This window comes from Paraburkholderia sp. (assembly GCF_004298475.1).
GTDB classification, from domain to species: Bacteria; Pseudomonadota; Gammaproteobacteria; order Burkholderiales; family Burkholderiaceae; genus Paraburkholderia; species Paraburkholderia denitrificans.
On sequence record NZ_SCRP01000034.1, the window covers coordinates 43,151 to 57,296 of the forward strand.

Annotated in this window: 11 protein-coding genes; 1 reads left to right on the forward strand and 10 read right to left on the reverse strand. The window is 63.3% G+C overall.

Features of this window, described 5'->3' with window-relative positions:
• Nucleotides 1-14 precede the first annotated feature (14 nt).
• The 7 genes from pstA to EPN59_RS16985 form a co-directional block, all read right to left on the reverse strand.
• On the reverse strand, nucleotides 15-911 hold the full coding sequence (gene pstA, locus EPN59_RS16955) for a phosphate ABC transporter permease PstA (protein ID WP_293034023.1): 897 nt from the start codon (nucleotides 909-911) through the stop codon (nucleotides 15-17).
• Nucleotides 908-1,894 (reverse strand): phosphate ABC transporter permease PstC, encoded by a 987-nt coding sequence (gene pstC / locus EPN59_RS16960; protein WP_293034022.1) that lies wholly within the window; start codon nucleotides 1,892-1,894, stop codon nucleotides 908-910. The genes pstA and pstC overlap by 4 nt, the downstream gene beginning before the upstream one ends.
• Before the next feature lie 178 nt (nucleotides 1,895-2,072).
• The gene (gene pstS / locus EPN59_RS16965; protein ID WP_293034021.1) at nucleotides 2,073-3,104 is read right to left on the reverse strand and encodes a phosphate ABC transporter substrate-binding protein PstS; all 1,032 of its coding nucleotides are present in this window, start codon (nucleotides 3,102-3,104) and stop codon (nucleotides 2,073-2,075) included.
• 412 nt (nucleotides 3,105-3,516) lie between these two features.
• Nucleotides 3,517-4,869 (reverse strand): phosphoglucosamine mutase, encoded by a 1,353-nt coding sequence (glmM, locus tag EPN59_RS16970; RefSeq protein ID WP_293034020.1) that lies wholly within the window; start codon nucleotides 4,867-4,869, stop codon nucleotides 3,517-3,519.
• Nucleotides 4,870-4,909: 40 nt separating this feature from the next.
• Complete coding sequence (gene folP / locus EPN59_RS16975; protein WP_293034045.1) at nucleotides 4,910-5,815, reverse strand: dihydropteroate synthase; 906 nt, start codon at nucleotides 5,813-5,815, stop codon at nucleotides 4,910-4,912.
• 133 nt (nucleotides 5,816-5,948) lie between these two features.
• Nucleotides 5,949-7,838 (reverse strand): ATP-dependent zinc metalloprotease FtsH, encoded by a 1,890-nt coding sequence (gene ftsH / locus EPN59_RS16980; protein ID WP_293046434.1) that lies wholly within the window; start codon nucleotides 7,836-7,838, stop codon nucleotides 5,949-5,951.
• Nucleotides 7,839-8,048: 210 nt separating this feature from the next.
• Nucleotides 8,049-8,711 carry an RlmE family RNA methyltransferase gene (locus EPN59_RS16985; protein ID WP_293039238.1) on the reverse strand — a complete coding sequence of 221 codons (663 nt, stop codon included), beginning with the start codon at nucleotides 8,709-8,711 and terminating at the stop codon, nucleotides 8,049-8,051.
• Between the two features lie 224 nt (nucleotides 8,712-8,935).
• Between EPN59_RS16985 and EPN59_RS16990 the strand changes: the two genes are divergently transcribed.
• Nucleotides 8,936-9,481, forward strand: a complete 546-nt coding sequence (locus tag EPN59_RS16990; protein WP_293039235.1) for a YhbY family RNA-binding protein — start codon at nucleotides 8,936-8,938, stop codon at nucleotides 9,479-9,481.
• A gap of 175 nt (nucleotides 9,482-9,656) precedes the next feature.
• Here EPN59_RS16990 and EPN59_RS16995 read toward each other — a convergent pair whose 3' ends face one another.
• The 3 genes from EPN59_RS16995 to carB all read right to left on the reverse strand — a co-directional run bounded on the left by EPN59_RS16995 (nucleotide 9,657) and on the right by carB (nucleotide 14,072).
• Nucleotides 9,657-10,097: a DUF4149 domain-containing protein gene (locus EPN59_RS16995; protein ID WP_293039241.1), complete on the reverse strand. Its 441-nt coding sequence runs from the start codon at nucleotides 10,095-10,097 to the stop codon at nucleotides 9,657-9,659.
• 61 nt (nucleotides 10,098-10,158) lie between these two features.
• Nucleotides 10,159-10,635 (reverse strand): transcription elongation factor GreA, encoded by a 477-nt coding sequence (gene greA / locus EPN59_RS17000; protein ID WP_293039232.1) that lies wholly within the window; start codon nucleotides 10,633-10,635, stop codon nucleotides 10,159-10,161.
• A 182-nt stretch (nucleotides 10,636-10,817) separates the two neighbouring features.
• Complete coding sequence (gene carB / locus EPN59_RS17005; RefSeq protein ID WP_293039229.1) at nucleotides 10,818-14,072, reverse strand: carbamoyl-phosphate synthase large subunit; 3,255 nt, start codon at nucleotides 14,070-14,072, stop codon at nucleotides 10,818-10,820.
• Between the last annotated feature and the right edge of the window lie 74 nt (nucleotides 14,073-14,146).

Consider the following 14,146-nt stretch of genomic DNA (forward strand, 5'->3'; position numbering starts at 1 on the left):
GGATCACTCCGCCCTTACCTTTTCGAAAATATCGTACGCGCGAGGATGTTCAGCCCCAGCACACCCAGCGTAATCAGGAACACGCCTGCCCACGCAAGCGACTGCCACTGCGCAAACGGACTCATCGCAAACTTGAAGATCGTGACCGGCAGGTTCGCGATCGGCTGATTCATGTCCGCCGAGAAGAACTGGTTCGACAGCGCCGTAAAGAGCAGCGGCGCCGTTTCGCCGGCGATGCGCGCAATCGCGAGCAGCACGCCCGTCACGATGCCGGCGATCGACGCCTTCAGCGTGATCGCAAGAATCATCTTCCACTTCGGCGTGCCGAGCGCAACGGCCGCTTCGCGCAGGGCGTTCGGCACGAGCTTCAGCATGTTCTCGGTCGTGCGGATCACGATCGGAATCTGCAGGAGCGCGAGTGCAATCGCACCGGCCCAGCCACTGAAATGCCCCATCTTCGCGACGACGAGCGCATAGACGAACAGACCCACGACAATCGAGGGCGCCGACAGCAGGATGTCGTTGATGAAGCGCGTCAAGCTCGCAAGCCAGCTGCGCTGGCCGTACTCGGCCAGATAGATGCCGGCGAGAATGCCGATCGGCGTGCCGACGAACGTTGCGGCAGCAACGAGCAGCAGGCTGCCGACGATCGCGTTCGCGAGACCGCCGCCATCGGTGTTCGGCGGCGGCGTCGACTGCGTGAAGAGCTGCACGGAAAGACCGCCCACGCCGAGCGAGAGCGTCGTATAGAGAATCCACACGAGCCAGATGAGGCCAAAGGCCATCGCTGCGAGCGACAACGCAAGCGCGATCACGTTGATCGTGCGGCGGCGGCGCTGCAGCTTGCCGCGCATCTTCTCCAGTGCAGGGCCGTAAATGGCGCCTGGAATTTTCATCAGCGGTTCGCTCATCGCGCACCCTCCGACTTTTCGAGGCGCAGCAGAAGCAGCTTCGAGATCGAGAGCACGATGAACGTGATCACGAACAGGATCAGGCCGAGTTCCATCAGCGCTGCGGTGTGCAGGCCCGGGTTGGCTTCCGCGAATTCGTTGGCGAGCGCCGAAGTAATGCTGTTGCCGGGCGAGAAGAGCGACACGTTATCGAGCAGATTCGTATTGCCGATCACGAACGTGACGGCCATCGTCTCGCCGAGCGCGCGGCCAAGGCCGAGCATGATGCCGCCGATCACGCCGGTCTTGGTGAACGGCAGCACGATCTTCCACATGACTTCCCACGTCGTGCAGCCGATGCCGTAGGCCGACTCCTTGAGCAGCACGGGCGTGACTTCGAACACGTCGCGCATGACGGCTGCGATGTACGGGATGACCATGATCGCGAGAATTACGCCCGCGCACAGAATGCCGATGCCGATGGGCGCGCCCTGAAACAGGGCGCCGACGAACGGCATGCCGCCGAGCAGGTCGCCGAGCGGCTTTTCGAACCACTGCGCGAAGATCGGCGCGAACACGAGCAGGCCCCACATGCCGTACACGATCGACGGGATGGCGGCCAGCAGTTCGATGGCGATACCGAGCGGACGGCGCAGCCACGACGGCGAAAGCTCGGTAAGAAAGAGCGCAATGCCGAAGCTCACGGGCACGGCGATGATGAGCGCGATAAGCGAAGTGGCGATCGTGCCGTAGATGGGCACGAGCGCGCCGAACTGCTCACTGGGTGGATCCCAGTCGGCAGTCCAGAGGAAAGCGAAGCCGAACTTCTTGATCGCTGGCAGCGAATCGATGATCAGCGACAAGATGATGCCGCCGAGCAGCAGCAAAGTGACGATAGCGGCGAGCCGCGTGAGACTGCCGAAAATAACGTCGCCTGCCGGGCTGGGCGCTTTTTGCTGCGCAGCGCTGCCGGGCGGATTCGACACGAGGCGGATGTCGGACATTGTGGCCAGTTTCCAGATGCCGTTCACCACAACGGTGCGCGGCGGTCATGCAGTCTGAGGACGACGGCCCGTCTACCGGCGAGGCTTACGACTCGACAACGGACTACGGCCCTCAAACGGACAAACGGGGCGCGCGCTCATCGCGCGACGACCCCGTTCAGCTTGGCTTCAATCGGCCTTATTCGGCGATCGACTTGCCGCTAGCGTCCTTCACCTTCTCTTTCCACTGCGTCTTGATTTCGCTCACGACCGACGGCGGCAGCGAAATGTAGTCGAGGCTGTCAGCAGCCGAGCCGCCGTTCTTGAACGCCCAGTCGAAGAACTTGAGCGTTTCCTTGCCCTGCTCCGGCTTGTCCTGCGCGGTGTGCAGCAGCACGAAGGTCGCGCCGACGACCGGCCATGCGCTCTTGCCCGGCTCGTTCGTCAGGATCTGGTAGAACGACTTCTTCCAGTCTGCGCCGGCTGCAGCGGCCTTGAACGTGTCGGTGGTCGGCTGGACAACCGCGCCCGATTCGTTCTTCATGGCAGTGTAGACCATGTGGTTTTGCTTGGCGTACGCCCACTCGACGTAGCCGATTGCACCCGGCAGACGCTGCACGAATGCAGCAACGCCGTCGTTACCCTTGCCGCCCGTGCCGGTCGGCCAGTTCACGGTCGTGCCTTCGCCAACCTTGCTCTTCCACTCGGGGTTGACCTTCGAGAGGTAGTTCGTCCAGATGAAGCTCGTGCCCGAACCGTCAGCGCGGCGGACCACGGCGATGTCGAGATCCGGCAGCTTGACCTTCGGGTTCAGGGCGGCGATGGCCGGATCGTTCCACTTCTTGATCTTGCCGAGGTAGATGTCGCCGATCACCTGGCCCGACAGCACGATTTCGCCAGCCTTGATGCCCGGCACGTTGATCGCCGGCACGACGCCGCCAACCACCGTCGGGAACTGGAACAGGCCGTCCTTGGCCAGTTCGTCGTCCTTCAGCGGGGCATCCGAACCTGCGAAGTCAACGGTCTTGGCGTTGATCTGCTTGATGCCGCCCGACGAACCGATACCTTGATAGTTCACCTTGCCGCCGCCCGACTTCTGATAGGCGTCCGCCCATTTCGTGTAGATCGGTGCAGCGAAGGTGCTGCCAGCGCCGGTAATGTCGGCTGCCTGCGCTGCGATCGCGAAGAGCGCGCCGGCGACGCCAGCGAGCACGGTTTGCATCAATTTCATGTGGCCTCCAGTGGTGAGCAGATAAACGACACCGCGAAGCTTAGGGTCTCATTGTGACAGTACCATGACCGTACATGAACCAACCGTGACAATGTCATTACCAGCTGAAAGATGCGAAGCGAATGAATGATGTGCCGGTTTCATTGTCGCTGCGGCTCGCACAGCGGGCCTCTGAACCGCCCTGACAGGCAGAGGAAGGGGATTCGGGCAACGCGAGCCGCGCTCCGGCTGGAGCGCGTTCTGTCCCTGTAGAAAGCGTGCGGAAAAGAAATTGACGAATTCGACATACGAAATCGATGCCGAATTCGAGGACCGCCTTGAATACGCCGTAACCGGCTGTCAAAGACCGCCAGCGTGGCCCGATGCGCGATGGTCGCACCGCCACGCGCACGTGGCCCCGCCAGCGGCGGACTCAGGCAATCGCGCGCTTGACGGTCGCGGCAATCGCTTCCGCGTAGTGGACGGCGTCGTGCTGCTCGCGCGCCTCGACCATCACGCGCAGCACCGGCTCCGTGCCCGATGCGCGGATCAGCACGCGGCCCTTGCCGTTCAACTGGGTCTCGGCGTCTGCAATTGACTGCTGGATGGCGCCGTTACCTTCCCAGTCGGCGCCCTGCGCGATTCGAACGTTGATCAGCTTCTGCGGGAACAGCGTCACGCCGTCGAGCAGTTCGGCAAGCGTGCGCCCGCTGCGCTTCATCGCCGCGAGCACCAGCAGCGCCGAAACGATGCCGTCGCCGGTCGTATGCCGGTCGAGCGAGAGAATATGACCGGAGCCCTCGGCACCGAGCAGCCAGCCGTGCTCGCGCAACTGTTCGAGCACGTAGCGGTCGCCGACTGCAGCGCGCACGAACTTCACGCCAAGACGCTCGATGGCCTGCTCGACGGCGAGGTTGGTCATCAGCGTGCCGACCGCGCCCTCCACCTTCCCGTCGGTCGCCATGCGGTCCTTCACGAGGACGTAAAGCAGCTCGTCGCCGTTGAAAAGGCGGCCTTGTGCGTCGACCACCTGCAGTCGGTCGGCGTCGCCGTCCAGCGCAATGCCGAGATCAGCCTGATTCGCGCGCACGGCGCGCACCAGCGCGTCGGGCGCCGTCGCGCCGACACCGTCGTTGATGTTGAAGCCGTTCGGCGAAACGCCGATCGGAATCACGTCCGCACCGAGTTCATGGAACACGTGCGGCGCGATATCGTAGGCCGCGCCGTTCGCGCAATCGACCACGAGCTTCAGCCCGCGCAGGTTGTACGCTTGCGGAAACGTGCTCTTGCAGAACTCGATGTAACGGCCGCCCGCATCGTCCAGGCGCCGTGCGCGGCCTAGTTGCTCGGACGGCGCGCAGTCGAGCGGCAGGTCGAGCTGCTCCTCGATCTGCCGCTCGACGTCGTCGGGCAGCTTGTTGCCATCGGCTGAAAAGAACTTGATGCCGTTGTCGTAGAACGGGTTGTGCGACGCACTGATCACGACGCCTGCTGAGAGCCGCAGCGCGCGCGTAAGGTAAGCGATGCCAGGCGTGGTCATCGGGCCCGCCAGCATCACGTCGATGCCGGCCGCCGAAAGTCCGGCTTCCAGCGACGCCTCGAGCATGTAACCCGAGATGCGCGTGTCCTTGCCGATGAGCACAGACGGGCGCGAGCCCGAAGTCGCGGCAGCGCCCGCAAGCACTTTGCCCGCCGCGTAGCCGAGGCGCAGCACGAAATCCGGCGTGATCGGCGCCGAGCCGACCTTGCCGCGAACCCCATCCGTTCCGAAATAACGACGTCCCATCCTTCGATCCCTCTCCTTCTACCGTTCTCTTTTCCCGGTTTTACGCCGGGGTGGCCTGGCTGCGCGCGGCTTCGCGCACAGCGGCCCAGATTTTCAGCGCGTCCACGGTCTGCGCGACATCGTGAACACGAATAATGGCCGCGCCGCGCTCTGCCGCACACACGGCAGCAGCCACGCTCGCGGCGATGCGCTCCGCAGCGGGCCGGTTCACGAGCGCGCCCAGCATCGACTTGCGCGACATACCCGCCAGCACCGGATAGGGTGCGGCGCCCTGCGGGACGCGCGGCGCCGTATCCCGCAGATGCGCGAGCAACGCGTAGTTATGCTCGATCACCGCCTTGCCGAAGCCAAAACCCGGATCGACGCTGATACGCGCACGCGCCACACCCGCCGCTTCGAGTTCCGCTACGCGCGCCGTAAGAAATGCGCGCACTTCGCTCACAACGTCCGTGTAGTCGGGCGAGCCCAACTGCATCGTCTGCGGCTCGCCGAGCATGTGCATCACGCACAGCCCGCAATCGCTGGCACGCACGGCGTCGATCGCGCCGGGCATCCGCAAACCCCAGACGTCGTTGATCATGTCCGCCCCAGCCGCAAGTGCATGGCGCATCACGTCGGGCTTGTACGTATCGATCGACAGCGGCACGTTCGCTCCACGCAACCGCTCGACCAGCGGAATCACGCGTTCGAGTTCCTCCGCGACCGGCACGGGCGGCGCACCTGGCCGCGTCGATTCCCCGCCGATGTCGACCATGTCCGCGCCGTCGAGCAGCATCTGCTCGGCGCGCCGCAGCGCTTCGCCGGGATCGACATAACGGCCGCCATCGGAAAACGAATCAGGCGTGACATTCAGAATGCCCATGACCAGCGGGCGTTCGAAAGTCAGCGTGAAACGGCCGCACTTCAGCGGCTCCGGTGCCAACGGTGAAGGCAACTGAGGAAGCAAAAGACTCTGCGCAGTGGTATTGGGCACGTCAACGAACGTCAGAAGTGTAACGAAGAGATGTCGCCAGAAATGCAGGCGGGCCGATGTGGAATCACACCGGCCCGCAACTTTACTTGATTTGGCGCAATCGGGATCAGGCCGGCGCAGTCGCGCTGCCCGGTTTCACCTCGCTGCCCGTGCTACCGCCCGACGACGAAGCATCGCCAGCCGACGGCGAACTCTTCGGCGAGCGCGGCGGGCGACCCGCCATGATGTCGTTGATCTGGTCGGAGTCGATCGTTTCCCACTCCATCAGCGCAGCGGTCATCGCCTCGACCTTGTCGCGGTTCTCGTCGAGCATGCGCTTGGCGAGGTTGTACTGCTCGTCGAGCACATGGCGGATTTCCGCGTCGACCTTCTGCTGCGTCGCTTCCGAGATGGCGCGCGTAAAGCCCTTGCCGAACGGGCCGCCGTCGCTTTCGTCGTCCACGTAGACCATCGGTCCGAGCGCGTCGGTCATGCCGAAGCGTGCAACCATCGCGCGGGCTGTCTGCGTGGCCTTGTTGAAGTCGTCCGACGCACCCGTGCTGATGAGGTTCAGGAACAGCTCTTCCGCCACGCGGCCGCCGAACAGAATGGCCAAACGGTCGAGCAGATAATCCTTCGAATACGTTTCGTTGTCGTGCTCCGGCAACTGCCAGGTCACGCCGAGCGCGCGACCGCGCGGAATGATCGTGACCTTGTGGACCGGATCGGCCTTCGGCAGCAGCTTCGCGATCACGGCGTGGCCCGATTCGTGGTACGCCGTGGCACGCTTCGCTTCTTCGCGGATGACCGCCGACTTGCGCTCCGGACCCATGAAGATCTTGTCCTTCGCGTCCTCGAAGTCCTGCATCTCGACGATGCGCTTGCCGCGGCGCGCCGCAAAGAGCGCCGCTTCGTTCACGAGGTTCGCGAGATCGGCGCCCGAGAAGCCCGGCGTGCCACGCGCGATGACCGCAGCGTCGACGTCGTTGGCGATCGGCACCTTGCGCAGGTGCACCTTCATGATCTGCTCACGGCCGCGAATGTCGGGCAGGCCCACGTAGACCTGACGGTCGAAACGGCCCGGACGCAGCAGCGCCTTGTCGAGCACGTCCGAACGGTTCGTTGCCGCGATCACGATGACGCCCGAGTTCGCCTCGAAGCCGTCCATCTCGACCAGCATCTGGTTCAGCGTCTGTTCGCGCTCGTCGTTGCCGCCGCCCATGCCGGCGCCGCGATGACGGCCGACGGCGTCGATTTCGTCGATGAACACGATGCACGGCGCGTGCTTCTTGGCCTGCTCGAACATGTCGCGCACGCGAGCCGCGCCGACACCGACGAACATTTCAACGAAGTCCGAACCCGAAATGCTGAAGAACGGCACCTTGGCTTCGCCCGCGATGGCGCGCGCGAGCAGCGTCTTACCGGTGCCGGGAGGGCCGACGAGCAGCACGCCACGCGGGATGCGCCCGCCGAGCTTCTGGAATTTCTGGGGATCGCGCAGGAAGTCTACGAGCTCGGAGACCTCTTCCTTGGCCTCGTCGCAGCCCGCGACATCGGAGAAATTGACGGCGTTGTTGTTTTCGTCGATCAGGCGTGCGCGCGATTTACCGAAGGAGAAAGCCCCGCCTTTGCCGCCCCCCTGCATCTGTCTCATCATGTAGAACCAGAACACGATGATGAGGATTGTCGGCCCGAGGTAGTACAGCGCGGAAACGAGCGCGTTCGGCTCTTCGTCAGCCTTGCCGCTCACCTGCACGCCGTATTTCATCAGGTCGCCGACCATCCAGATGTCGCCGGGCGACACGATCTGGTATTTCTGGCCATCCGCCGGAGTGACCGTGAGGTTCCGCCCCTGCACTATGACGCTCTTGACCTTGCCGCTCTTCGCGTCGTCCATGAACTGCGAATAGGAAACGCCTTCCTGGACACGGGGCTTGTCGAACTGCTTGAACACCGTAAACAGCACCAGTGCGATAACCAGCCACACTGCTGCCTTCGAAAACATGTTGTTGTTCAAAGCACCACTCCTTCACTCATAGACGGGCGCCTACATTTGCCTTGCGGCACCACCAAAGCATTCTAATCCAGTACGCAGGCACCCGCCATAACGTTTCGCTAGCGCGGGAATAGCCTCCGGGCCTTGTACGTAAAGCGTTCGGCAGCCTTTCAGGACCCGCCGCCGACACGCTTCTTCACCCTGCCCTGCACACCGGAATCGATACCCGCGTCAACGCGGCTGCTTCAGCTGTTTACCCAATATAAACGTTTCGGCCGATTTATCCCGCGAAGCTTTTGGTTTGCGGGCGGCCACAATTTTGAATTGATGCTTGAATTTTTCGACGATCTGGCTATAACCGCTGCCGTGAAAACATTTTACTAAAAGGGCGCCATCAGGTTTCAGATGGTTTTGCGAGAACTCGAGTGCGAGATCGCACACATGTTCGATACGCGCGGCATCCGCCGACGCCACCCCCGAGAGATTGGGCGCCATGTCCGAAATTACAAGATCCACCGGACGCTCGCCGACAATTTCTTCGAGTTGCGCAAGCACGCTGTCCTCGCGGAAGTCGCCCTGGATGAACTGGACATCGGCGATCGGCTCCATCGGCAGCAGGTCGAGCGCAATGATCGTGCCGTCCACGCCGCCCTGCCGTTCCTCGTCGCGCTTCGCGCCCTGCGCGAGCTTGTTGCGCACGTACTGGCTCCAGCTGCCCGGCGCCGCGCCGAGATCCACGATCACCATGCCCGGGCGGATCAGCTTGTCCTGCTCGTCGATTTCCTTCAGCTTGTACGCGGCGCGAGCGCGATAGCCCTCCCGTTGCGCCATTTTCACGTACGGGTCGTTGATATGGTCGTGCAACCACGACTGGTTGAAGCGGTTTTTTGCCATTAAAGGTGAACTCTTGCTGCGTGATTGCGCGCTTTTAGCGGATAATACGCGCTTTATTCGTGCGGCCATCGCGGCCCGTCCGGCTGATCCACGCCGGCTCACGCCCGCGTCTTGCCGTCCCCACGGTTTTTCCGTTGTTCCGATGCGCTGTCCGCCGGGCGAGCCCCAAGAGGCTCATTTCGGCCCGCCGGGCGCCGTCATTTTAGTCGAGTCTGCCACATCCCATGCCCGCCCTCACTCTTACCGCCGAGCAGCGCGCCGAACTTCGCTCCGCAGCTCACGCGCTCAAACCAGTTGTGCTCATCGGCGCGGAAGGGTTGACCGACGCCGTTGTAAAAGAAATCAAGGTTCACCTTGCAGCGCACCAGCTCATCAAGGTGCGCGTGTTCGGCGATGAGCGCGAAGAACGCATCGCGATCTACGACGAGATCTGCGATCGTCTCAGCGCGGCGCCGGTCCAGCACATCGGCAAGCTGCTCGTGATCTGGAAGCCCGAAGAAGCCGCGCCGACAACCGCCACGGCCCGTGCCGGCGCGCGCGGCACCGTCAAGCGCCCGGCCGGCGACGTCCCGAGCGCGCGCGAAACCGGCACGCGCGGCGCAGCCCCGCGCATCGTCAAGGTCGTCAAGCCTTCCGAAAACCCGATGCGCCGCCCCAAGCCGCAGAACGTGGTCGTCAAGGGCAACGAGCGCGTCACGCAAGGCGGCAACGTCAAACGCGCCAAGAAGCGCCAGACCAGCAGCAAGCGCGGGCACCAGGGTTCGAAGTAAGCCGCTGCAGCATGCCAGTCGCGCCATCGCGCCGCCAGTACGTGGCAGCGCGCGTGGAGATTCGGCAAGGAAAGCAGCAGGAGAAAGCGGCAGGAGAAAGCGGCAGACAGGCCCACGGGCCTCAGAACGGTGCGCTCACGTGCAGCACTTTTTCGCTGTACTCCCCGCCGTGACGCTACGCCGCGCGAGACCGCCACGCGGCGGGCAGCAGCCACACGAGCGCAATGCCCAGCAGGCTCCCGATCAAATAGAACAAGCTCGACACGCCGTGCAGGATGCCAAAGCGCGCCGCATCAGGCGAATTCGCGATATCCACACCGGCAACTGCGGCCTGTACGCGCAACGCGTTCATGAACGGCTGCACCGCGAAATAGCCGACCAGAACACACAACAGCATCCCGGCCAGCAGCCAGCGCAAGCGCCGGTACGGCTCTACGCCGCGCCGCACCAGCACGTTGGACAGCGCGAGCATCAGCACGCCGCACGTAAGGCCGACGAGCCCTTCGATCCGAAAAAGCTGCGCGGCAATCGAGCCGGCTGTCATTCGGTCAAGAGAGGCAAACAGCACCGGGGCGGCTGCATAGCCGATAGTCAGCTGGCTACCCACCCAGAGCATGGCCAAGAGGCCAAACAGACGGTGTGCAGCCGAAGGAGCGGGACTCACGCGGGCTTACCCGTCAGATGTAGCGAACGTCGATGATTTCGTACTCGCGCACGCCACTGGGCGCCTGCACCGCAGCGACGTCGCCTTCCGACTTGCCGATCAGCGCGCGTGCAATGGGCGAGCTGACCGAGATCAGACCGTGCTCGAGGTCGGCTTCGTCGTCGCCGACGATCTGGTACGTCACCGTTTTGCCCGATTCGAGGTCTTCGAGATCGACGGTCGTACCGAACACGATACGGCCGTCCGCTTCCAGCGAAGACGGATCGATAACTTGCGCCGCAGCGAGCTTCGACTCGATCTCGGCAATGCGGCCTTCGATGAAGCCCTGCTTTTCCTTCGCCGCGTCGTATTCCGCGTTTTCGGACAAATCGCCCTGCGCACGCGCTTCGGCAATGGAATTAATGACCGCCGGACGCTCGACGGATTTCAGGCGCTGTAGTTCGTCACGCAGTTGATCTGCGCCGCGCCGGGTCAGGGGAATCGTGCTCATAGACAATTCAAATAGCCCAGATGGCCTTGGGGCCATAAAAAAAATCACCGCGGTTAAGTGCATCCCGTGAAGGCGCCGGCGACGTTAAAACGCGCCGGACGTAGACCCTGAGGGACGCCGCTTAACCGCGGCAGCTAGCGGAGTTACCCGCCTCGATGGTGATTAGACAGACAGTCGAAGTCTTAGTTTAGGCGAGCGTGAAGTCCTTGTAAATCATAGACGTCCAGGTTCTTCAGGTACCGCAACCCCTCGACGGCAGCCCGCGCACCCGACATCGTTGTGTAGTACGTGACCTTGTTGGCCTGCGCGCTCATACGGATCGAACGCGAATCGGCAATGGCCGCGCGCGTTTCGTCGACGGTCGTGAAGACCAGCGAAATATCGCCGTTCTTGATCATGTCGACGACGTGCGGACGGCCGTCCTTCACCTTGTTCACGACCTTCACCGGCACGCCGGCCGCCTCGATCGCCGCCGCCGTGCCGCGCGTCGCAACCAGCCCGTAGCCGAGCTCGTGCAGCATGCGTGCGACTTCGACGGCCTTCGGCTTGTCGCTGTCCATCACGGTGATGAATACCGTGCCCGATTCCGGCAGGCGCGATCCGGCCGCGAGCTGCGACTTGAAGAGCGCTTCGCCGAAGGTCTTGCCCACGCCCATCACTTCACCGGTCGAACGCATCTCGGGTCCGAGCACCGGATCGACGGTCGGGAACTTGATGAACGGGAACACCGCTTCCTTCACGCTGAAATACGGCGGCTCGACTTCTTTGGTCACGCCCTGCTGTGCAAGCGTCTGGCCGACCATTGCGCGCGCCGCGATCTTCGCGAGCGGCAGGCTCGTGGCCTTCGACACGTACGGCACCGTACGCGAAGCACGCGGGTTCACTTCCAGCACGTAGATGACGTCCTTCTTCGAACCGTCATCACCGGGAACCTGCTGGATGGCGAACTGCACGTTCATCAGGCCGACCACGTTCAGCGCTTTCGCCATCGCAGCCGTCTGGCGCTTGAGTTCGGCGACAGTTTCCTTCGAGAGCGAATACGGCGGCAGCGAGCAAGCCGAATCGCCCGAGTGCACGCCCGCCTGCTCGATGTGCTCCATCACGCCGCCGATGAACACCGCTTCGCCGTCCGAGATGCAGTCGACGTCGCATTCGATCGCATCGTTCAGGAAGCGGTCGAGCAGCACCGGCGAGTCGTTGCTGACCTTCACGGCCTCGCGCATGTAGCGCTCGAGGTCGCGCGGCTCGTGAACGATTTCCATCGCACGGCCGCCGAGCACGTACGACGGGCGCACGACGAGCGGATAGCCGATTTCGTCGGCGAGCTTGAGCGCGTCGTCTTCGGTGCGCGCGGTGCGGTTCGGCGGCTGACGCAGACCGAGGTCCTGCAGCAGCTTCTGGAAACGCTCGCGGTCTTCGGCGGCGTCGATCATGTCCGGCGACGTACCGATGATGGGCACGCCGTTCGCTTCGAGGTCGAGCGCGAGCTTCAGCGGCGTCTGGCCGCCGTACTGCACGATCACGCCCACCGGCTTTTCCTTGTCGACGATTTCGAGCACGTCTTCAAGCGTGAGCGACTCGAAGTACAGACGATCCGAGGTGTCGTAGTCGGTCGAAACGGTCTCGGGATTGCAGTTGACCATGATCGTTTCGTAGCCGTCTTCGCGCATCGCGAGCGCGGCGTGCACGCAGCAATAGTCGAATTCGATGCCCTGACCGATCCGGTTCGGGCCGCCGCCCAGCACCATGATCTTCTTGTTGCTGGTCGGGTTCGCCTCGCACTCGTCCTCGTAGGTCGAGTACATGTAGGCGGTCTTCGTCGCGAATTCGGCCGCGCACGTGTCCACGCGCTTGTAGACGGGGCGCACGTTCAGCGCGATGCGGCGGCCGCGCACGTCGTCGGCGCTCGCACCAACGAGCTTCGCCAGACGACGATCGGAGAAGCCGCTTTGCTTCAGGTAGCGCAACTCGTCCTTCGAGAGGCTTTCGAGCGTGCGGCCTTTGAGCGCCGCTTCCTTGCGGACGATCTCTTCGATCTGCGCGAGGAACCACGGATCGATTGCCGTTTCCTCGAAAATCTCTTCGCGCGTCATGCCGACGCGGAACGCGTCGCCCACGTACCAGATGCGGTCCGGGCCGGCTTCGCCGATTTCGCGGATGATCTCGTCGCGGCTCGCGGTCTTTTCGTCCAGACCGTCCACGCCGACTTCGAGGCCGCGCAGCGCCTTCTGGAACGATTCCTGGAACGTGCGGCCAATCGCCATCACCTCGCCCACCGATTTCATTTGCGTGGTGAGGCGCGGATCGGCTTCGCGGAACTTCTCGAACGCGAAACGCGGAATCTTCGTCACGACGTAATCGATGGTCGGCTCGAACGACGCCGGGGTCTGGCCGCCGGTGATTTCGTTGCGCAGCTCATCGAGCGTGTAGCCGACGGCCAGCTTCGCCGCGACCTTCGCGATCGGAAAGCCCGTGGCCTTCGACGCGAGCGCCGACGAACGCGACACGCGCGGATTCATCTCGATCACGATCATGCGGCCGGTGCGCGGGTCGATCGAGAACTGCACGTTCGAGCCGCCCGTGTCCACGCCGATCTCGCGCAGCACCGCGAGCGAGGCGTCGCGCAGGATCTGGTATTCCTTGTCGGTGAGTGTCTGCGCCGGGGCGACGGTGATCGAGTCGCCGGTGTGGATGCCCATCGGATCGAGGTTTTCGATCGAGCAGATGATGATGCAGTTGTCCGCCTTGTCGCGGACCACTTCCATCTCGTACTCCTTCCAGCCGAGCAGCGATTCTTCGATCAGCAGTTCGCGCGTGGGCGAAAGATCGAGACCGCGCTTGCAGATCTCTTCGAATTCTTCGCGGTTGTAGGCGATGCCGCCGCCCGAGCCGCCGAGCGTGAACGACGGGCGGATCACGACCGGATAGCCGCTCGTGCCGGTGGCCGCCGTGATTTCGGCGTGGACCTTGATCGCCTCTTCCATCGAATGCGCCGTGCCCGACTTCGCCGATCCAAGGCCGATCTTCGTCATCGCGTCCTTGAACTTCTGGCGGTCCTCGGCCTTGTCGATCGCCTCGGGCGACGCGCCGATCAGCTCGACGCCGTACTTCTTCAGCACGCCTTGATGATGCAGGTCGAGCGCGCAGTTCAGCGCGGTCTGGCCGCCCATCGTCGGCAGGATCGCGTCGGGGCGCTCCTTCTCGATGATGCGCTCCACCACTTCCCACGTAATCGGCTCGATGTAGGTGACGTCGGCCGTGTTCGGGTCGGTCATGATCGTCGCCGGATTGCTGTTGACGAGAATGACCTTGTAGCCCTCTTCTCTCAGCGCCTTGCAGGCCTGCGCGCCCGAGTAATCGAACTCGCACGCCTGGCCGATGATGATCGGACCCGCGCCGATGATGAGAATGCTCTTGATGTCTGTCCGCTTCGGCATAACGCTCTCGCTAAATATCCTTGTGTCTTTGGTCCGGTGGACGGCGCGCGGCGCTCAACGCGCCAGCGCATGCT